The sequence below is a fragment of the Pseudomonas sp. P7759 genome (genome assembly GCF_013386445.1).
GTDB classification, from domain to species: domain Bacteria; phylum Pseudomonadota; class Gammaproteobacteria; order Pseudomonadales; family Pseudomonadaceae; genus Aquipseudomonas; species Aquipseudomonas azotoformans_A.
In genome coordinates this window covers 516,436-534,900 of the sequence record NZ_JACART010000003.1, presented here as the reverse complement: position 1 = coordinate 534,900, position 18,465 = coordinate 516,436, and the positions used below count along the sequence as shown (strand labels likewise).

The following is an 18,465-nucleotide window of genomic DNA, read 5'->3' as shown; positions in this document are numbered from 1 at the left end:
GGAGTGCAGATGCCAGCTTTATACGTGATGATTCCGGCGGCGCTGCTGTTAGTGGGCGTGGCCATCTACATCTTCTTCTGGGCGGTGGACAGCGGCCAGTACGACGACCTCGACGGCCCGGCCCATAGCGTGCTGTTCGACGACCAGGACCCCAACCACCTGGCCGGCGTCGAAGAGGCCAACCACGCCGAACAACCGCCGAAAGACCCGCCCCATGCTTGAGCTGGCGCCACTGCTGGTCTCCGCGCTAATCCTCGGCCTGCTTGGCGGTGGCCATTGCCTGGGCATGTGCGGCGGGCTGATGGGCGCGCTGACCCTGGCGATCCCCAAGGAACAGCGCGGCCGCAGGTTTCAACTGCTGCTGGCGTACAACCTGGGGCGCATCTTCAGCTATGCCGCTGCGGGCGTGTTGATCGGCCTGGCCGGTTGGGCAGTGGCCAACAGCCCGGCGGCGATGTTCATGCGCGTACTGGCCGGGTTGCTGTTGATCAGCATGGGCCTGTACCTGGCTGGCTGGTGGAGCGGCCTGACCCGTATCGAAAGCCTCGGGCGTGGCCTGTGGCGCTATATACAACCCGTCGCCAACCGTTTGCTGCCGGTGTCCAGCGTGCCGCGCGCCTTGCTGCTGGGCGCGCTGTGGGGCTGGTTGCCGTGCGGATTGGTCTACAGCACCCTGCTGTGGGCGGCGAGCCAGGGCAATGCGCTGGACAGCGGGTTGCTGATGCTGGCGTTCGGGCTAGGGACTTGGCCTGTATTGCTGGCGACAGGATTGGCCGCCGAGCGGGTCACGGCGTTATTGCGTAAACGCAGCGTGCGGATGACGGGTGGCTTGCTGGTGATACTCTTCGGTATCTGGACGTTGCCCGGACCTCATCAGCACTGGTTGATGGGCCACTAAATCGCCATGTGGCATAGCGCCGCTCCCCGTTGATGCAAATCAAGATGGCACCTGTGCCACGCCCCTAGACTCGGCCCACTAGCCTATCCGGGGGAACGCCCGCATGCTCGACGCCATTCGTTGGGACACCGATCTGATTCACCGCTACGACCTGGCGGGACCGCGCTACACGTCCTACCCCACCGCCGTACAATTCGACAGCCAGGTCGGCACCTTCGACCTGCTCCACGCCCTGCGCGACAGCCGCAAAGCCGTGCGACCGTTGTCGCTGTATGTGCATGTGCCGTTCTGCGCGAACATCTGCTACTACTGCGCCTGCAACAAGGTCATTACCAAGGACCGTGGCCGCGCCCAGGCCTACCTGCAACGCCTGGAGCAAGAGATCCAACTGGTGGCCTGCCATCTCGATCCGAAACAGCGGGTTGAGCAACTGCATTTTGGCGGCGGCACCCCGACCTTTCTCAGCCACGATGAACTACGCCAGGTCATGGGCTGCCTGCGCCAGCACTTCAATTTGCTGGATGACGATTCCGGCGACTACGGCATCGAGATCGACCCCCGTGAAGCGGACTGGGCCACCATGGGCCTGCTGCGTGAGCTCGGCTTCAACCGCGTGAGCATCGGCCTGCAAGACCTAGACCCCGAAGTGCAACGGGCGGTGAATCGCCTGCAGAGCCTTGAGGAAACCCGCGCGGTGATCGATGCAGCGCGCACCCTGCAATTTCGCTCGATCAATATCGACCTGATCTACGGCCTGCCCAAGCAAACGCCGATCAATTTTGCGCGCACTGTAGAAGAAGTGATCAGGCTGCAACCGGACCGCCTGTCGGTGTTCAACTACGCGCATCTGCCGGAGCGTTTCATGCCCCAGCGGCGCATCAACACGGATGAACTCCCCTCCCCCGCGTCAAAGCTCTTGATGCTGCAAACCACCATCGAGCAACTGACCCAGGCCGGTTACCGCTACATCGGCATGGACCACTTCGCCCTGCCCGACGACGAACTCGCCATCGCCCAGGAAGAAGGCACCCTGCAACGCAACTTCCAGGGCTACACCACCCACGGTCATTGCGATTTAATCGGGCTCGGCGTGTCGGCGATCAGCCAGATCGGTGACCTGTACTGCCAGAACAGCAGCGACCTCAACGGCTACCAGAACACCCTGGCCGGCGCGCAACTGGCCACCAGTCGCGGCCTGGTCTGCACTACGGATGATCGGTTGCGGCGGGAAGTGATTCAGCAGTTGATCTGCAATTTCAGCCTGGCATTCGAGACGATCGAGCAGGCCTTCAACATGGATTTTCGCGGGTATTTCGACGACATCTGGCCGCAACTGACGGCGATGGCTGAGGATGGCCTGATCGAACTCGACGCCCAGGGCATTCGCGTATTGCCGGCCGGGCGATTGCTGGTGCGTTCGGTGTGCATGGTGTTCGATGCCTACCTGGAGCACCAGAACAGGCAACGGTTTTCACGGGTGATCTGATTACATCGCCAGTGAGGCGGTTTTCATCGAATCCTCGGCACTCATACCTTTCATCGACTTGGCGAGTGATGTCTGGGCCGACATCAGGCCCGCCTGCAAAGAACTGATCTCGCTCTGCAACGCGCTGGTTTTCGCGCGCGCCTCTTCAGGGGAAAGATTATTGGCCGCTGCAACGGCCGCCAGCTCGGCCTGTTTTTCGGCGATCTGTTGTTTCAACTGACGGATCATTTTCAGCACCTGCTTGACGTTGTCGTCCAGGCCGCTGTCATCGATATCCGCATTGGAGCTTTTGGCCGCACCTGCCGCCTTGAACGCATCGGCAGAAATAGTCACCGTCACACCTTCCACCACTTTGGGTGCATGGGTGGTTTCAACCTCTGGCGCTGCTTCCTTGGCCTCAGCCGCAGGCTTTGCATCCGGGACGGTCGGAATGCGGATGGCAGGGTTGTAGGCAGCTATAACAGACATGATCCAAGCTCCGACTCAATAGGTATGCCTTCTGTATCGACCCCGACACAAAAACCTTTATACCGCTGCCGGTTTTTTGTACAGGCTGGCCTCAGCGCACCCCAGTGCGTTACCCTTACGTCTTATGTGTGTTTTCCCACAAGGATTTAAGAAATGTCCGAGCCAGTCAAACTGCGCGCTCACAGCCAGGCTCATTGCAAGGATTGCAGCCTGGCCCCCCTCTGCTTGCCACTTTCGTTGAATTTGGAAGACATGGATGCGCTGGACGACATCGTTAAACGTGGCCGCCCGCTGAAAAAAGGCGAGTTTCTGTTCCGCCAGGGCGACAAGTTCGATTCCGTTTATGCAGTACGTTCGGGTGCGTTGAAGACATTCAGCCTGAGCGACAGCGGCGAAGAGCAGATCACCGGTTTCCACTTGCCCAGCGAACTGGTGGGCTTGTCGGGCATGGACACCGAGATTCACCCGGTGTCGGCGCAGGCGCTGGAAACGACATCCGTTTGCGAAATCCCCTTCGAACGCCTGGACGAACTGGCCATCCAACTGCCACAACTGCGCCGCCAGTTGATGCGTGTGATGAGCCGCGAGATCCGTGACGACCAGCAAATGATGCTGCTGCTGTCGAAGAAAACCGCCGACGAGCGCATCGCCACCTTCCTGGTCAACCTGTCGGCGCGGTTCCGGGCCCGGGGTTTCTCGGCCAACCAGTTCCGCCTGAGCATGTCGCGCAATGAAATCGGCAACTACTTGGGCCTTGCGGTGGAAACCGTGTCCCGCGTGTTTACCCGCTTCCAGCAGAACGAGCTGATCGCCGCCGAAGGTAAAGAAGTGCATATCCTCGACCCGATCCAGCTATGTGCGCTGGCCGGTGGCTCGCTGGAAGGTTGATGCAGACACTTGCGGCCGCGCCAACCGGCGAGGCCGCAGGTATACTTCGAGTCCGTTTCCAGCCCCAGGACTCTTCGACGATGACCTCTGATTCGTTCGACATCAAATCCCTGATCCGCCCCGTCATCGACTTCCCCAAGCCTGGGGTGATCTTCCGTGACATCACGCCGTTGTTCCAATCGCCCCGCGCCTTGCGCCTGGTGGCAGACAGCTTTGCCCATCGTTATGTCGAGGCCGAATTCACCCATATCGGCGCGATGGACGCGCGGGGCTTCCTGATCGGTTCGATCATCGCCTACCAACTGAACAAGCCGCTGATCCTGTTCCGCAAGCAAGGCAAGCTGCCAGCTGACGTGCTGGCCGAGGGTTACCAGACCGAGTACGGCGAGGCGTTCCTGGAAGTGCATGCCGACAGCCTGTGCGAGGGCGATTCGGTGCTGATGTTCGATGATTTGATCGCCACCGGCGGCACCCTGATTGCAGCGGCGAACCTGGTGCGACGCATGGGGGCGACGATTTTCGAAGCGGCGGCGATTATTGATCTGCCGGAGCTGGGCGGTTCGCAGCGCCTGGAAGACATGGGCATCCCGACTTTTTGCCTGACGCAGTTTGCACTGAGCGAACAGTGATCAAAGCCCCATCTGCTTGCTGATGATTTCATTCATCACTTCACGGGTGCCTCCACCGATGGACAGGATGCGGTTGTCGCGGTACAGCCGCTCTACCAGGCTGCCGCGCATGTAACCCTGGCCCCCGAGGATCTGCACGGCGTCATAAGTGACGCGGTCGGCGGTATCGGTGGCGAGGTTCTTGGCCATGGAAATCTCTTTGATCACGCTGATGCCCGCGGCCATCTTGGCCGCCTGGCGGTAAGTGAACTCCCGTGAAACCTCCACGGCGGTGGCCATCTCCGCCAGGCGATGCTTGATCACCTGGAATTTGCCGATGGGTTTACCGAAGGCTTCGCGTTGCGCAGCCCATTCGAGGCTTTCCTCCAGCGCCATCTGCGCCGTCATGTTGGCCATCAATGCCAGGGCCAGACGCTCGCTCTGGAAGTTGCCCATGATGCAGGCAAAGCCCATGTTTTCAGCGCCGATCAGGTTGCCGACGGGCACGCGGCAATCGTCGAAGAACAATTCAGCGGTGTCCGACGCCCACCAGCCCATTTTCTTCAGCTGTTGGCCGACGCTGAAACCAGGGGTGTCTTTTTCGATCAACAACAAGCTGATGCCGGCAAAGCCCGGCCCGCCCGTGCGCACGGCCACGGTGTAGAAGTCGGCGCGGCTGCCGCTGGTGATGAAGGTCTTGCTGCCGCTGACGCGGTAATGCTCGCCGTCACGAATGGCGCGGGTTTGCAGGCTGGCCACATCCGAACCGCCACCCGGCTCGGTGACCGCCAGGGCGATGATCTTCTCGCCCGACAGTACTTGCGGGGCGACACGCTGGCGAATCTCTGGACGCGCCCATTTGACGATAGGCGGCAGGCCGATATCCAACGACCCCAACCCCGCCACGACGCCGCCGGAGCCGCAACGCATCAGCTCTTCGCTGGCCGCGACCTTGGCGAACAGATCGCCTTCATGGCTGCCGCCCAACGTTTCCGGGTAGCCGATGCCAAGAATCCCCGCCGCACCCGCCTTGAGGTACAGCTCTCGGGGGAAGCTCTCTGCCTCCTCCCACTGTTCGATGCCCGGCAGCATCTCGCGCTCGACGAAGCGACGCACGCTGTCGCGGACCAATTGGTGGCTAGGGTCGAAGTAGTGCTGATAGGCAGACATCGGCAAGCTCCACGGTGAGGTGGAGCGAACTTACCAAGCGCTTGCTTGGTTATCAAGCCGTGCGAAAACTCTAATGACGACACAGAACCAATGTGGGAGCGGGCTTGCTCGCGAATGCAGGGTATCAGTCAACAAAGATATTGACTGATCCACCGCATTCGCGAGCAAGCCCGCACACATTTTTAACGGTGTCGCCCGTTAGAGGGCGATGGGTTTGCGGCCTGCGAAGGAATGCGCCAGCGTGCCGCCATCCACCAACTCCAACTCGCCGCCCAACGGCACGCCGTGGGCGATACGCGAGGTGATCAGGCCTTTGTTGGTCAGCAATTGCGCGATGTAGTGTGCGGTCGCCTCACCTTCCACCGTCGGGTTGGTGGCCAGGATCACTTCGGTAAACGTGCCCTGCTCTTCGATGCGCGTAACCAACTGCGGAATGCCGATGGCTTCCGGGCCCAGGCCGTCCAGCGGCGACAGGTGGCCCTTGAGCACGAAGTAGCGACCGCGATAGCCGGTCTGCTCCACCGCGTACACATCCATCGGCCCTTCGACAACACACAGCAGCGTATCGTCGCGGCGCGGGTCGGCGCATTGCGGGCAGAGTTCTTCTTCAGTGAGGGTGCGGCACTGGCGGCAGTGGCCGACACCGGTCATGGCCTGGCTCAAGGCCTGGGCCAACCGGGCGCCGCCGCTGCGATCACGCTCCAGCAGTTGCAGCGCCATACGCTGGGCGGTTTTCTGGCCGACACCCGGCAATATGCGCAGGGCGTCGATCAGTTGGCGAATCAGGGGGCTGAAGCTCATGGGCGAAGGGTCCGACAAAACAACGAGACGCGGTTTATACCCGCGCCCCGGATAAGCGTCAAATGCGCACGACCAACTTGCCGAAGTTGCGCCCTTCCAACAGACCGATAAAGGCTTCGGGCGCCTGCTCCAGGCCCTCGACCACGTCCTCACGGAACTTGATCTTGCCGTCACGCACCCACGGCGCCATCGCGCTGAGGAACTCGGGCTGGCGATCACCGTAGTCATCGAACACGATAAAACCCTGGATCCGCACGCGCTTGGTCAGCAAGGTCCGTTGCAGCGCCGGCAGCCGGTCCGGGCCGCTGGGGGGTTGATGGGCGTTGTAGCCGGCGATGAGCCCACACAGTGGAATCCGGGCCTTGGGATTGAGCAAGGGCACCACGGCGTCGAACACCTTGCCGCCGACGTTCTCGAAATAGATGTCCACACCCTTGAAGCAGGCCTGGGCCAATTCATCGGCGAAGTGTTCGCTTTTGTGGTCGATGCAGGCATCGAAGCCCAACTCATCCACCACGTAGCGGCACTTGTCGGCGCCTCCGGCGATGCCGACCACGCGCAAGCCCTTGAGCTTGGCCACCTGCCCCACCACCGAGCCCACCGCGCCAGACGCCGCGGCGACGACCAGGGTTTCCCCGGTTTTGGGCTGGCCGATGTCCATCAGGCCCATGTAGGCGGTCATGCCCGGCATGCCCAGCACTCCGAGGGCCGTGGACGGGCTGGCCAGGCCCTTGGGCACCGGCATCAGGTTACGGCCATCGGAAATGCTGTGGCTCTGCCAACCGGTCGAGCCGACCACCAGGTCGCCCACTTCAAATTTCGGATTACGCGATTGCTCGATACGGCTGACAGCCCCGCCGGTCATCACTTCGTCGATTTCTACCGGCGCGGCGTAGGACGGTGCGTCGCTCATGCGCCCGCGCATATAAGGGTCCAGGGACAGGTACAACGTCTTCAGCAGGACCTGGCCGTCGGCCAACTCCGGCAGATTCACGCGTTCCAGGCGGAAATTTTCCGGGGTCGGTGCGCCCTGGGGGCGTGAGACCAGGACAATGCGCTGGTTCAGGGTCGGTTCTTGAGGCATGAAAGGGCTCCTTTATCGAATCCATCGGTATAGGGTGCAGACCATGCGTGCCGTGCCAGGGTTCGATCAGATTTGGCACAAACAAAAATGCCAGGCACGAGGCCTGGCATTGGAGTCTAGCTAACGCTACCGGATCAGAACGGCAACTTCATGCCCGGCGGCAATTGCATGCCTGCGGTCACGCCGCCCATTTTTTCCTGGCTGTTGGCTTCGATCTTGCGCACGGCGTCGTTGACGGCCGCGGCGAACAAGGCTTCGAGCATTTCCAGGTCATCTTCACCGACGCCAGGCAATACGCTTGGGTCGATGCTCACGCGCTTGATGTCGTGACGACCGGTCATCACCACGCTGACCATATCGCCACCGGCTTTACCGGTGACTTCGGCGTTGGCCAGTTCTTCCTGCATCTTGGCCATCTTTTCCTGCATCTGCTGCGCCTGCTTCATCAGGCCGGCCATGCCACCTTTCATCATGGGAATCACCTCAAAGTACGTGGGTCAAGTTAGTAGCCCGGTTTATGACGCCACCGGGGCTTCGACAGGTTCAATAGTATCGTGACGGACGACCGCACCGAACTGTTGCATCATTTGCTGGATGAGCGGATCACCGTGGATCGAGTCCTCGGCCTCACGCTGGCGGTTGATACGCCGGCGGGTCGCGGCCTGGGCCGGGGTTTCCTGCTCGGGCTTGATCAGCTCGATGGCAATGGTCAGCGTGCGCTCATGGTACTGGTTCAGTGCGTCATTCAGGCGGCGTTGCTGGGTCGCGTTGAACAGGGCGCTGTGGGCCGGGTCCAGGTGCAACAGCCAGTGATCGCCGTCGATGGAAATCAGCGTGCAGTTGGCGGCGATGCTACCGGTCATGCCGGAAATCGGCAGCTTCGGAAACAATTCCAGCCATTGCAGGGCCAGGCCGGTGGCCGGCGCGGCAGCGGGTTCCGCCTCGGGCTCGGGGGCCGGTTCGGCGGTGTGTTCGCTGGCCAAGTCGTCCAGGTAGCTGTAGGCCGAATCCATGTCCGGCTCGATGTAGTCTTCGTCCAGCGGCGGTTCGTCGTCGAGGTCGATGCCCGGCGTGGCGGCTTCCACCTGGGCCACGGTCGGCTCGGGAACCGGCGCGGACACCCATTCCGGGGCGTCCGGCACCACACTGTCCGGGGTCGGCGTAGGCATCGGGGTCAGCTCGGGCTGCTCGCCGGTGGTTTCCAGCACAGGCTCCACGGCGGGCGCTTGCTCGGCTTCGACTTCAGCTTCAACCGGATCATTCCAGGGCAGGTCGACGACTGGCTCAGGCTCGATAATGGCTTGCGGCTCGACCACCGGCGCAGCGACCATAGGCTCAGGCTCAGGCTCGGGCACGACTGGCGCAGGCGCAGCCACCACTGGCGCGACCACCGCCGAGCCAGCCACTGGTTTGGCGGAATCAACTGTGGCCTGGCTGATCCCCACTGGCTTTAGCGGCTGTCTCGGCGCATCCGCCGAATCGGCGGGCCGGAACGCCAGCATCCGCAGCAGCACCATTTCAAAGCCACCCCGCGGATCGGGCGCCAGGGGCAGGTCGCGGCGGCCGATCAGGCCCATCTGGTAATAGAACTGCACATCTTCGGCCGGCAATGCCTGGGCCAGGGCCAACACACGGTCGCGGTCGCCATGGCCGTTGTCGACACCCTCAGGCAGGGCCTGGGCGATGGCGACGCGGTGCAGCACATTGAGGATCTCCGAGAGCACGCCGTTCCAGTCCGGGCCTTGCTCCGACAGGTGACGCACGGCTTCGAGCAACGCCTTGGCGTCGCCTTCGATCAGCGCGTGCAGCACGTCGAATACCTGGCCGTGGTCGAGGGTGCCAAGCATGGCGCGCACGTCGGCGGCCATGACTTTGCCTTCACCAAAGGCAATGGCCTGGTCGGTGAGGCTCATGGCGTCACGCATCGAGCCATCGGCGGCGCGGCCGAGCAGCCACAGCGCGTCGTCTTCGAACGGTACGTTCTCGACGCCCAGCACGTGGGTCAAATGCTCGACCACCCGCTCGGGGGTCATGTTTTTCAGAGAGAACTGCAGGCACCGCGACAGAATCGTTGCAGGAAGTTTCTGCGGGTCAGTGGTGGCCAGGATGAATTTGACGTAGGGCGGCGGCTCTTCCAGGGTTTTCAACAGGGCGTTGAAGGAATGGCTGGAGAGCATGTGCACTTCGTCGATCAAGTAGACCTTGAAGCGGCCGCGACTCGGCGCGTACTGCACGTTGTCGAGCAGCTCGCGGGTGTCTTCGACCTTGGTGCGGCTCGCGGCGTCGATCTCGATCAGGTCGACAAAGCGCCCTTCGTCGATTTCCTTGCACACCGAGCAGGTGCCGCATGGCGTAGAAGTGATACCGGTTTCACAGTTCAGGCATTTGGCGATGATGCGCGCAATGGTGGTCTTGCCCACCCCTCGCGTACCGGTGAACAGGTACGCGTGGTGCAGCCGCTGGCTGTCCAAGGCATTGATCAGAGCCTTGAGCACATGGGTCTGGCCGACCATTTCGCGGAACGAGCGCGGACGCCATTTACGTGCAAGAACCTGATAACTCATGGAAAACCGTCGCAACTGGGAAACAGAAGCCGGTAATGCTAGCGGAGCAAGGGGGAAATTGCATCCGGCACGCTTGCCTAATCTGACTAAGCTCTTGTGACTGGCCCCAAAAAGGCCTGAACCCGGAGAGCTTATGCGCGCAGTCCTGGGCGTTTTATGGATGATTGCCACGGCCAGCCTTGCAGCGCCCGCACCGCTGCGCTTCTCGGTTTCCGACAGTTGGGCGATGCCCATGGTGCAGCTGGAGGACGGCCGGCCCACCCAGGGCATTTTGTATGACGTGATGTTGAGCCTGGCCACTCAGGTCGGCCGCCCGGCGCAATTCCACGTGCTGGCACGGGCGCGCATCTCCAGCGCCATGGAACACGGTGATATTGATGTGCGCTGTTATGTCACCCAGGCCTGGGTCGACGACCAGTCCGGCGACTATACCTGGAGCATTCCGCTGATGGTGCAGCGCAACCTGTTGGTCAGCACGCACATTCCTGCGCAGCCGGTACAGGTCGACAAACTCGCGCCGCAAGCCATCGGCACCGTGCTCAATTACCGCTACGCCACCCTCGACCCGCTGTTTGCCGGCGGCCAGCTCAGCCGCGACGATGCGCGCAGCGAAGAGCAGGTGCTGCACAAACTGGTGGCCGGGCGTTTCAAGTTCGCGGTGATCAATGAATGGATACTCGACCGCTTCAACCAGCGGATGCCGGTGGGCAAACGCCTGCACAAGGTGGCGGTGATCGATGAGCAGAACCTGGGCTGCACCGTGCGTAATGACCCCAACGTGCCGGTGCAGTTGATCCTGCGCACCTTGTTGCGGATGAAGATGTCGGGCGAGATCGACCAGATCATCCAACTGTACACCGGAGAGACCGCGCCCAACGCCCCTCAAGACTGATGGCGGCCACGCTGGCCAACACGATCACACCGCCCAGCACCACTTGCAGGGCGATGTGCTCGCCTAGCAGCGTCGCCGCCATCGTCATGGCCACGGGCGGGATCAGGTACATCGCCACCGAGGCGCGGCTGACCTCGACATGTTTCAGCACATAACCCCAGGCCAGGTAAGCCAGGGCACTCGGAAAGATCCCGAGCACCAGCACCGCGAGGTTTTCCGGCAACGGCGCGTGCATTACGGCGGCGGGCAGACCTGGCAGGTTCACACAGAGCATCAGCGTGCCGGCCCACACCATGTAGCACGCCATGGTCAGCGGGCTATAGCGATGGGCGTAGTGTTTCTGGATGGCGAAGTACAGGCTCCACGACACCGCCGCCAGCAGGATCAACAGGCCACGCGGGTCGATATCGCCCAGGCCGTGATCGCCCCAGATCACCACCAGCACACCCAGCAGGCCGAGCAACACGCAGCTCCAGCGCCAGAGGCTGACACGTTCCCTCAAGCAGAAAAACGCGATCAGCACGCTGAACAGCGGCGCCGATTGTGCCAACACGCTGGACGCCGCCGCCGTGACGAATTGCTGTCCATAGTTCAGGCTGGTGTGATGCAGGAACACCCCGAAAAAACTCAACACCAACAGCCACGGCAGATCCCGCAGACGTGGCCGACCAATGCCCATCACCAGCGCCACACCGGCCATGAACACCGAGGCGATCAAGAACCGCAGCAGCGCCAGCTGGCCAGGGCTGTAGCTGTGCAGCCCCATGTGCACGCCAATCGGCGAATAGGCCCAACAGAGGATGACGCTGGCGATGACTAGCGTAAGCTTCAGGGGTGACGGGGTGTTCATCGACGGCATCCGAAAACTGAGAAGGAATGCCGTCAGTCTTGGCCCGCAAAAGGCGTAGGACAATTAAGCGTTTCTGACTTCTGAAATCACTGGAACTGAGCAATGGAACTGGCCCAACTGAAAATGGTGCGAGCCGTAGCGCAAACCGGCAGCGTGGCCCAGGCCGCCGTGCAACTGCATTGCGTGCCGTCCAACATCACCACGCGCATCAAGCAACTGGAAAGCGAGTTGGGCACGCCGCTGTTCATCCGCGCCGGGCGTGGGTTGGCGATCAGTGCGGCGGGGGAGATTTTCCTCGAATACTGCGAACGCATCCTCGCCCTGGTGGACGAATCCAAACGCGCCGTGGACGCCAACGCCATTCCCCGTGGCACCCTGCGCATCGGCGCAGTTGAGTCCAGCGCCAGCGGCCGACTGCCGCCGCTGTTGGCGGAGTATCACCGGCGCTACCCGGATGTCAGCCTGGAATTGGTGACCGGCGCCTGGGGCGAGCTGCTCGATGACCTGCAACACCATCGCCTGGATGTGGCGCTGGTGGCCGCCGGCAACAAACGCGCAAAGCTCGACCATAGCGTGGTCTACAGCGAGCGCCTGGTGCTGATCGCCAGCGCCTCCAGCGAACCGATCCGCAGCGCCGAAGACCTGGCTGGCCGCACCTTGCTGGTGTGGCCGCCGGGCTGCCCCTATCGGGCGGCGCTGGAGAATTGGGTTAGGCCCCACGCCTTCAAGCCGACCATTGCCAGCTATGCCAGTTGGGGCACGATCATTGGTTGCGTGAGTGCCGGGATTGGTGTGGCGCTGGCGCCGGAAGGCATCCTGGCCCGCTATGAGCAGGCCAATCAGCTGGCGTCGTACCGGTTCGATGAACTGCAGGCGGTGGACAACCTGCTGTTCTGGCACAAGGACACCCAGCGGCATCTGGCGCGGGATGCATTTGCTGGGTTGTTGCGTGAAACCTTCGGCTGATCAGCTTTTAGGGGCCGCCAAACGCGCGTACTGATCCTGGCTGATCCAGCCAGTAAACGAGCGGTCATCGGCATTGATGAACTCGACCTGGGCCCAGCCATCCTTGAAGGCCAGCACCCCGACCACGTCATTCTTGACGATGTAGGGGCGCTTGGCGGCCTTGGCACTTGGGGTTTTCAGCAGGTAAGCCTTGGCAGCGGATACCTGCACCAGGCCGATCCACTTTTTGTTGGCGGTCTGGGTCAAGTCCAGGCCAGTGGCGATCTCTGGCATCAGTACACTCAAGCAACCGGGATGCTGGCGACCCTGTTCCACGGTCAGGATCACGCCGTCCGAAGAAGGCGCCACGCTGCCGGGATAGGCAGTGTCGTTCCAGGTGGTCAGCGCTGAGGGCTTGCCTTGCAGAAAGAACGTGCAGCTGCGAGTAACGCCCTCCCCCATCTCTTCCGCGTAATAGCCTTCCACCTGATGTTCAGGCGTCACGGCCAGCATCAGCGCTTCGTATTTGCCTGAATGCAACGCCGGTGAACCGGCCAAGACAGGCGCTGCGACGCACAACGACAACACACCCACTGCTAGAAAACGGATCATCTTATTTTTTTCCTTCAAGTTTCTCGTAGGCGTCTTTCATCAGGACGTCATAGTTGCCGTAGTCCTTGCCGTTATAGTTACGGGCCATCGAAGTGAAATCCTTGGCTTTCATGGCCGTCATCAACGCCGGGCTGTTAGCGCAAAACGCGAGAAACGCCTTCAGTTGGTTACCGATATTCACTTTTAATGCCGCGGCAAACTCAAACACCGTCTTGTAACCGCATGAAGCGTAGTTAAACCCCATGGTCTGAAACATGCCCCACGACGCCGACATCAACGCCGCTTCCTGGTCCAGGGCGAATGCAGTGGCCATGGTTTCCCAGGCCTTGACCTGATCCTTGTTATTGACCTGCCACTGCGGCCCGGCCTTTCTCACATAGATGTACGAAAGCAGCGGATGCGCCTGGTCGTAGATATGCTTGGTGTACTTGCGAAATTGGTGCCCTTCAAACGCAATGATCGGTAACTTGGCCGGCCCGAACCCCGAGCGACCACCGGACTCCACCGTGGCGAAGGCCCTGATGACATTCACCGAAATGCCGTTGCCCAACTGCTTGGCGGCATTCTGAAAATCCGTATCGGTGAGCGTCATGCCGCCATCACACGTGGCCTGCAACATCAATTGGCGGTTGCGCCGCTCAGCCTCGATCATCGCCCGCATACGGTCCAGGTACACGTTGACGGTGGCTTGCACCGCGTCACCCTGGTTGTTACCGAATGCATTCAGAAAGCTTGGAATACGCATGCTCGGAAACGCCTTCACCGGCACCTTCACCGCCTCTTCGATCAGGCTGTTGAAGGTTTTACCGGTCGGGTCGATCACCCCATCGGGATGCGAATATTTGAGATGACGGAACTGGTACTGGCTGATGCACTGCACCAACTGGCCATCGCACTTACCGTTTTCGGTCAGCGGAAAACCCAGTTTTGGAATGATCAGATTGAATAAATATTGGATGCACTGCACATCGGCGGGCAAGTTGCGGGCTTTACCGGGCGCACCTACCGAGGCACTGATAAGACGGGGCAACCCTTGCAGGCTTTTCATCAAAGACATCCTTGTTAGTTAAAGAAGTGGTGGCACTTCAATATCAACTCCGCACCTTGTCATACTCTGAAACAAGTGGCTGGCGGAAACTAACAAGGTGGTTTTAGGTTGTCCAGAGCGACCGCTGAAAGTTGTGAAACAGCCGAATTAAATAAATCAGTAACCGTGGAATTCACGGGTTTTCTGATAGGTGTGGAAATCAATCCACTCAACCACGTCGTAAGGCAGGTACAGCTGCACCCGCGCCCGTGAAATGGCGATGTACACCGCACACAGTCGCTGGTCGAACGCATAGGCGTCCTTGAATTTCACGTTGGTCAGCAACTCCGGCGTGAGCAACACCCGGTCGAACTCCATGCCGCCCGCCTCCTCCGCCAACATCAGCAGGCAGCGTTTGCCGGGGACGCCGCTGAGGCGATTCAAACGCGTGATATCAGCGACGTTGAAGCCTTTTTCCAACTCATCCTCGACCCACAGGAACGACTCGTCGTACTGGCTGGCATCGCGCACCTGTTGCCAGTCATCCATGTCGCTGAAGTACGCATGGGGGCCGTTGTCGTTGTGCTCGTTGCTGTAGAACTCTGGCTTGAACAGCGCGATGACGCTGATCATGAAGCGCTGCAGATCCTGCTGCGCGGCACTGTCGAAGAAGCCAAATGGGCAGTTAGCCTGTTGCAACTGGATGGCCCATTTCATGGTGTCCCACGGGGACGCGGTCAACACCACGCAGCCTTCGGGTGGCACGAAGCCCTGAGGATAATGCTCAATGCCGACGTCGGCATCCCGCGCGCCTTCGAAGGGCGTCTTGCCCTTTTGCGAGTGCACGCTGATCAGCGGGTTGACCAGGCGCTCGACGTTGCGGCCCGAACGCACCGAGTAATTGATATCGGTGTGCCGGACTTCGCGCTTGCGCCTGACCATTACACCGCTGGCCAATTGGTACTCATCGCCTAGGGTGATCAGCACCTGACGGCCACGCTCGATAATCTGCAACAACGAAGGCGGGATGTCCTGGCTTTCATCGATCAGCACATGGGTGTAGCGCGGCGGCACCACGCATCCGTCGAGGCTTGCACGCTTGATCAGCAACAGGGCTGCGAAGGCCGTCTGACCGGCCCATTGCGGGTTGGCTTGAACGTACGTCCACAACCGGCTGGAATACTCCAGCAACGCCTGGGCATCCACGCTGGACAGAGGCTGTTTGAAATGCGGCAGATGCCGGGCCGACAGACTGTGATGGTTGGAGTGGCAATAGCTGTCGAGCACCTTCAGGCAGATATCGAGCGTTGCTGCACCATCGTGACCACGCCAGCCATGGATATTCAGGGTCTGCGACACTTCGTGTTTGCCGGGCAACCGGACTGGCGCGGCCTGCGCGGCGGGGCGCTGCCCTTGCAAAAGTGCCTTGGCGAAGGCGGCGAAGGTCGAGCCGGTCTTGCTGTCCTTGGCCAGCCCCATGCGTTCACGCAAAGTCGCGAGTTTTGCCCCCGTGCGGGCCAATATCAGGGTCTGGGCCGGCCGCAGGCACTCCATCAACGCGCCGAGCAGGTGGCTCTTGCCGATGCCGGCGTAGCCTTGGACATGCAGGTCTTCGTTCAGGTTGGCGCGAAAGGTCCGCACCAGCTTGTCCTGGGCCGGGCTGAGCCAGCGCTCGCGGTGCCGGGGCGTGACCATCTGCTGGCTGAACGGATCGTTGTTGCGCAAATGGCGGACCTTGTAGCCGATATCCCATTTACCCGTAGGCAGCAGGTAATCCCGCGCCGCGACTTCTTCAGCCGAGAGCAGGCGCAGATTGACGGTTTTAAGGGCATTGAAGCCGAAGTACAGCTTGCGCGCATCGAACAGCCGCAGGGCTTCGGACAACAACGTGGCGGCGCCCTCTGCCTGGGTGTCCACCGACCAATCGAGCAACTTGGCCAAGATACGCTCGGCACCCGCGCACGTCAGGTCCTTTTGCGCCGCCTGGGCCAGGTTCTGGATCACCAGCACGGCGGCCAACTCCGGGTCCGTCAGGCCGACCAGGGCCTTGGCAGCGTCCGCGCCGAGCAGGGCCGTGCAGGTTTCCTCCGTGACAGGCAGGAAGACCGGGCTGGCTAAATCAAAGTGTTCCGGTTGCATAACGCCTCGCCGCCAGGGAATCAGGCATTGCCCTGACCGCCCAGTTCAAACCGATACTCCCCGAGGGAGCCTGACATACCGCCGCAATGAGGACCCGTGTCAGCCGTAGTGGCCATCGCAGTGACCTGCTGCTGGAGTTCGAAGACCGCCATATCCAGTAGCCGGCGCAGGTCTTCGGCACTCTGTGCGGCCACATTCAATTGCAGCGTGTAGGCACCTGTGAGGGGCGGCGCTGCTGGATCGACAGGCGGTGCGGGCTCGTTGGCCACCTCCCCCGTCCGGATCATTTCTGCCTGGCTGAGGATTTCCGCGTGCTCGTCGTCCATAAGGTCCAGCACCCGTGACAATTCCAGGGTCTGTTCAGGATGGGATTGAATGCGGTCCTTGATCTCCAGGCGCCGCATCTGCCACTCCCGCAGCTTCTCGCGCGTGAGGTCGTCGACTTTTTCCACGTGTGTTGTCTCCGGATGCCAGGCACTGGAGTATGCCGCCATGGACTGCTCGATGGCAGATGGCTTGGACGCATTTTTTTGAATTGAATTTAAGGAGGTGTTGCAAGGAAGAGCGTTATGGAGGCAACCCCACCAGCCACACCCCGGCACACAATGTTCCCGCTGTGGCTGCTGCCTTCCGGCTCTGACCAGGTTCACGGGTAATCGTTGCGGGGGGACCGATGGGGTCACCATAACGACGCCTGCCTCTCGGCAAGCGGGGCCATTGTACCGATCTCCTCGGAAGTTACAACCGTTGGGGGCGGATTAAAAATATGAAGGGGCTCAAGCACTTGTGCCCCTACAGAATCACCGCCTCATCGGCCCTGCCGCCCTCCTCCTGAATCACAAGGTGGATGAAGTGCAATTTGGCAATCACCGCCGGTGGCAGCACAAAGGGATAGAAATCCGGCTGGCCCATGCTGCGCGACAGCTCATTGAGCATACCGGCCAGCTCGATCCAGGCGTTGACGAACGACAGGAATGCCACGCCGCCAGGGTGTTCGGGATCGTACAGGGTGGTGAGCGGGAATGGCTGGTAATCCAGGTCCATCTCGCGGGCGCTCATGCCAAAGCCGAGGGCGGTGTCGACGGCGTCCATCATGTGCAGGTAATGCGCCCAGGTTTCGGCCCAGTCTTCCCAGGGATGCATAGTGGCGTAGGCGCTGACGCAGGTTTGCTGCCAGTCCAGGCGTGGGCCGTTCTGGTAGTGCTGGTCGAGGGCCTCGGCGTAACTGGCACGTTCGTCGCCGAACAGCTGGCGAAACGGTTCAAGCCAATGGGTATTGGCGATCAGCCGGTCCCAGTAGTAATGGCCGACTTCATGGCGAAAGTGCCCGAGCAGGGTGCGATAGGGCTCGCGCATTTGTACGCGGACTTTTTCGCGGTGGGCGTCATCGGCTTCCTTGATGTCCAGGGTGATCAGGCCGTTCGAGTGGCCGGTCATGGGGGCATTGCCTTCCAAGTCGATACCCACGAAGTCGAAGGCCAGGCCGGTGTCTTCGTCGACGCTTTTGGGCACCACTTGCAGACCCAGGCTGATGAGTTGCGCCACTAGGCGACGCTTGGCGGTTTCGACTTTGCGCCAGCGCTCGTGGTTTTCCGGGATCGATAAGTCAGGAATGGTGCGGTTCAGGCTGCACGCCACGCACAGCGGCGCGGTGCTGTGGGCCGGGATCAGCCAGTTGCAGGCGGCCGGGGTGTCGAGGTTGGCGCAGCGGCGGAAGGCGCCGGCGTCGAGGTTGCCGTCCTGCAGCCAGGTACCTTCGACCGGGCCGGGTTGCAGGGAGGCGAGTCGACTTTGCTGGGGTTGATAGCCCAGCAGCGCCTGGCAGGCCAGGCACTGGCTGTTGCGAAAGAACAGCGATTGGCCGCAGCGGCACTGCCACACCTTGCTGTCGCGGGAGCTGCCGGCTACGAAGGGTGCTGCAATACGCGAACTGAGTTGCTCGAAGTAGCGGAACATGGCGATCTCTCCCTGGGTGACTGAGACTAGATCACTTTCGCTTCGGAATCGTTCCACATTGTTGTAGTGAGCGGGCT

General features: G+C 61.2%; 19 protein-coding genes and 1 other RNA gene. 7 read left to right on the top strand and 13 right to left on the bottom strand.

Annotated features, from left to right (window positions below; translation table 11 throughout):
* Nucleotides 1–9 precede the first annotated feature (9 nt).
* The 3 genes from ccoS to hemN all read left to right on the top strand — a co-directional run bounded on the left by ccoS (nucleotide 10) and on the right by hemN (nucleotide 2,384).
* Nucleotides 10–222: a cbb3-type cytochrome oxidase assembly protein CcoS gene (ccoS, locus tag HX823_RS03275; protein WP_038847971.1), complete on the top strand. Its 213-nt coding sequence runs from the start codon at nucleotides 10–12 to the stop codon at nucleotides 220–222.
* A complete protein-coding gene (locus HX823_RS03270; protein WP_038847970.1) occupies nucleotides 215–898 on the top strand; it encodes a sulfite exporter TauE/SafE family protein in 684 nt (227 codons plus the stop codon). The genes ccoS and HX823_RS03270 overlap by 8 nt, the downstream gene beginning before the upstream one ends.
* Nucleotides 899–1,001: 103 nt before the next feature.
* Nucleotides 1,002–2,384 (top strand): oxygen-independent coproporphyrinogen III oxidase, encoded by a 1,383-nt coding sequence (gene hemN / locus HX823_RS03265; protein ID WP_033900564.1) that lies wholly within the window; start codon nucleotides 1,002–1,004, stop codon nucleotides 2,382–2,384.
* Here hemN and HX823_RS03260 read toward each other — a convergent pair whose 3' ends face one another.
* A complete protein-coding gene (locus tag HX823_RS03260; protein WP_080642402.1) occupies nucleotides 2,385–2,852 on the bottom strand; it encodes a hypothetical protein in 468 nt (155 codons plus the stop codon).
* Between the two features lie 153 nt (nucleotides 2,853–3,005).
* On the opposite strand from HX823_RS03260, the gene fnr reads away from it, so the two are divergent.
* Entirely contained in the window at nucleotides 3,006–3,740 is a 735-nt protein-coding gene (gene fnr / locus HX823_RS03255) for a fumarate/nitrate reduction transcriptional regulator Fnr (RefSeq protein WP_033900561.1), read from the top strand.
* Between the two features lie 80 nt (nucleotides 3,741–3,820).
* The gene (locus tag HX823_RS03250; RefSeq protein WP_038847960.1) at nucleotides 3,821–4,369 is read left to right on the top strand and encodes an adenine phosphoribosyltransferase; all 549 of its coding nucleotides are present in this window, start codon (nucleotides 3,821–3,823) and stop codon (nucleotides 4,367–4,369) included.
* On the opposite strand, the gene HX823_RS03245 is transcribed toward HX823_RS03250, so the two are convergent.
* From HX823_RS03245 to dnaX, 5 genes are all read right to left on the bottom strand, one after another.
* Nucleotides 4,370–5,518, bottom strand: a complete 1,149-nt coding sequence (locus tag HX823_RS03245) for an acyl-CoA dehydrogenase family protein (protein WP_177074105.1) — start codon at nucleotides 5,516–5,518, stop codon at nucleotides 4,370–4,372. It abuts the gene before it with no gap.
* Between the two features lie 198 nt (nucleotides 5,519–5,716).
* Nucleotides 5,717–6,319, bottom strand: a complete 603-nt coding sequence (gene recR, locus HX823_RS03240) for a recombination mediator RecR (RefSeq protein ID WP_177074104.1) — start codon at nucleotides 6,317–6,319, stop codon at nucleotides 5,717–5,719.
* Between the two features lie 58 nt (nucleotides 6,320–6,377).
* Nucleotides 6,378–7,403: an NADP-dependent oxidoreductase gene (locus tag HX823_RS03235; RefSeq protein WP_177074103.1), complete on the bottom strand. Its 1,026-nt coding sequence runs from the start codon at nucleotides 7,401–7,403 to the stop codon at nucleotides 6,378–6,380.
* A gap of 134 nt (nucleotides 7,404–7,537) precedes the next feature.
* Nucleotides 7,538–7,876, bottom strand: a complete 339-nt coding sequence (locus tag HX823_RS03230; protein WP_003175481.1) for a YbaB/EbfC family nucleoid-associated protein — start codon at nucleotides 7,874–7,876, stop codon at nucleotides 7,538–7,540.
* A gap of 42 nt (nucleotides 7,877–7,918) precedes the next feature.
* A complete protein-coding gene (gene dnaX, locus HX823_RS03225; RefSeq protein WP_177074102.1) occupies nucleotides 7,919–9,967 on the bottom strand; it encodes a DNA polymerase III subunit gamma/tau in 2,049 nt (682 codons plus the stop codon).
* A 133-nt stretch (nucleotides 9,968–10,100) separates the two neighbouring features.
* Between dnaX and HX823_RS03220 the strand changes: the two genes are divergently transcribed.
* Nucleotides 10,101–10,859, top strand: a complete 759-nt coding sequence (locus HX823_RS03220) for an ABC transporter substrate-binding protein (RefSeq protein WP_038844691.1) — start codon at nucleotides 10,101–10,103, stop codon at nucleotides 10,857–10,859.
* Here HX823_RS03220 and HX823_RS03215 read toward each other — a convergent pair.
* Entirely contained in the window at nucleotides 10,810–11,709 is a 900-nt protein-coding gene (locus tag HX823_RS03215; RefSeq protein ID WP_038844692.1) for a DMT family transporter, read from the bottom strand. The two genes, HX823_RS03220 and HX823_RS03215, sit on opposite strands and share 50 nt — an antisense overlap.
* Nucleotides 11,710–11,811: 102 nt before the next feature.
* Here HX823_RS03215 and HX823_RS03210 point away from each other — a divergent pair, with 102 nt between their 5' ends.
* Nucleotides 11,812–12,675 (top strand): LysR family transcriptional regulator, encoded by an 864-nt coding sequence (locus HX823_RS03210; RefSeq protein WP_038844693.1) that lies wholly within the window; start codon nucleotides 11,812–11,814, stop codon nucleotides 12,673–12,675.
* Here the strand turns inward: HX823_RS03210 and HX823_RS03205 are convergent, their stop codons facing one another.
* The 6 genes from HX823_RS03205 to HX823_RS03180 form a co-directional block, all read right to left on the bottom strand.
* On the bottom strand, nucleotides 12,676–13,266 hold the full coding sequence (locus tag HX823_RS03205; protein ID WP_177074101.1) for a hypothetical protein: 591 nt from the start codon (nucleotides 13,264–13,266) through the stop codon (nucleotides 12,676–12,678).
* Nucleotide 13,267: 1 nt separating this feature from the next.
* Nucleotides 13,268–14,314: an N-acetylmuramidase family protein gene (locus HX823_RS03200; protein ID WP_038844696.1), complete on the bottom strand. Its 1,047-nt coding sequence runs from the start codon at nucleotides 14,312–14,314 to the stop codon at nucleotides 13,268–13,270.
* Between the two features lie 156 nt (nucleotides 14,315–14,470).
* Nucleotides 14,471–16,432 (bottom strand): AAA family ATPase, encoded by a 1,962-nt coding sequence (locus tag HX823_RS03195; RefSeq protein ID WP_177074100.1) that lies wholly within the window; start codon nucleotides 16,430–16,432, stop codon nucleotides 14,471–14,473.
* Nucleotides 16,433–16,452: 20 nt separating this feature from the next.
* Entirely contained in the window at nucleotides 16,453–16,884 is a 432-nt protein-coding gene (locus HX823_RS03190) for a hypothetical protein (protein ID WP_177074099.1), read from the bottom strand.
* Between the two features lie 127 nt (nucleotides 16,885–17,011).
* Nucleotides 17,012–17,108: signal recognition particle sRNA small type (gene ffs, locus HX823_RS03185), an RNA gene on the bottom strand.
* Between the two features lie 116 nt (nucleotides 17,109–17,224).
* Entirely contained in the window at nucleotides 17,225–18,388 is a 1,164-nt protein-coding gene (locus HX823_RS03180) for a putative zinc-binding metallopeptidase (protein ID WP_177074098.1), read from the bottom strand.
* Nucleotides 18,389–18,465: the final 77 nt, after the last annotated feature.

What these genes read in the sequence shown, in the direction of transcription:
- ccoS (WP_038847971.1), top strand. Translation starts at nt 10, where the DNA reads ATGCCAGCTTTATACGTGATGATTCCGGCGGCGCTGCTGTTAGTGGGC.
- HX823_RS03270 (WP_038847970.1), top strand. Translation starts at nt 215, where the DNA reads ATGCTTGAGCTGGCGCCACTGCTGGTCTCCGCGCTAATCCTCGGCCTG.
- hemN (WP_033900564.1), top strand. Translation starts at nt 1,002, where the DNA reads ATGCTCGACGCCATTCGTTGGGACACCGATCTGATTCACCGCTACGAC.
- HX823_RS03260 (WP_080642402.1), bottom strand. Translation starts at nt 2,852, where the DNA reads ATGTCTGTTATAGCTGCCTACAACCCTGCCATCCGCATTCCGACCGTC.
- fnr (WP_033900561.1), top strand. Translation starts at nt 3,006, where the DNA reads ATGTCCGAGCCAGTCAAACTGCGCGCTCACAGCCAGGCTCATTGCAAG.
- HX823_RS03250 (WP_038847960.1), top strand. Translation starts at nt 3,821, where the DNA reads ATGACCTCTGATTCGTTCGACATCAAATCCCTGATCCGCCCCGTCATC.
- HX823_RS03245 (WP_177074105.1), bottom strand. Translation starts at nt 5,518, where the DNA reads ATGTCTGCCTATCAGCACTACTTCGACCCTAGCCACCAATTGGTCCGC.
- recR (WP_177074104.1), bottom strand. Translation starts at nt 6,319, where the DNA reads ATGAGCTTCAGCCCCCTGATTCGCCAACTGATCGACGCCCTGCGCATA.
- HX823_RS03235 (WP_177074103.1), bottom strand. Translation starts at nt 7,403, where the DNA reads ATGCCTCAAGAACCGACCCTGAACCAGCGCATTGTCCTGGTCTCACGC.
- HX823_RS03230 (WP_003175481.1), bottom strand. Translation starts at nt 7,876, where the DNA reads ATGATGAAAGGTGGCATGGCCGGCCTGATGAAGCAGGCGCAGCAGATG.
- dnaX (WP_177074102.1), bottom strand. Translation starts at nt 9,967, where the DNA reads ATGAGTTATCAGGTTCTTGCACGTAAATGGCGTCCGCGCTCGTTCCGC.
- HX823_RS03220 (WP_038844691.1), top strand. Translation starts at nt 10,101, where the DNA reads ATGCGCGCAGTCCTGGGCGTTTTATGGATGATTGCCACGGCCAGCCTT.
- HX823_RS03215 (WP_038844692.1), bottom strand. Translation starts at nt 11,709, where the DNA reads ATGAACACCCCGTCACCCCTGAAGCTTACGCTAGTCATCGCCAGCGTC.
- HX823_RS03210 (WP_038844693.1), top strand. Translation starts at nt 11,812, where the DNA reads ATGGAACTGGCCCAACTGAAAATGGTGCGAGCCGTAGCGCAAACCGGC.
- HX823_RS03205 (WP_177074101.1), bottom strand. Translation starts at nt 13,266, where the DNA reads ATGATCCGTTTTCTAGCAGTGGGTGTGTTGTCGTTGTGCGTCGCAGCG.
- HX823_RS03200 (WP_038844696.1), bottom strand. Translation starts at nt 14,314, where the DNA reads ATGAAAAGCCTGCAAGGGTTGCCCCGTCTTATCAGTGCCTCGGTAGGT.
- HX823_RS03195 (WP_177074100.1), bottom strand. Translation starts at nt 16,432, where the DNA reads ATGCAACCGGAACACTTTGATTTAGCCAGCCCGGTCTTCCTGCCTGTC.
- HX823_RS03180 (WP_177074098.1), bottom strand. Translation starts at nt 18,388, where the DNA reads ATGTTCCGCTACTTCGAGCAACTCAGTTCGCGTATTGCAGCACCCTTC.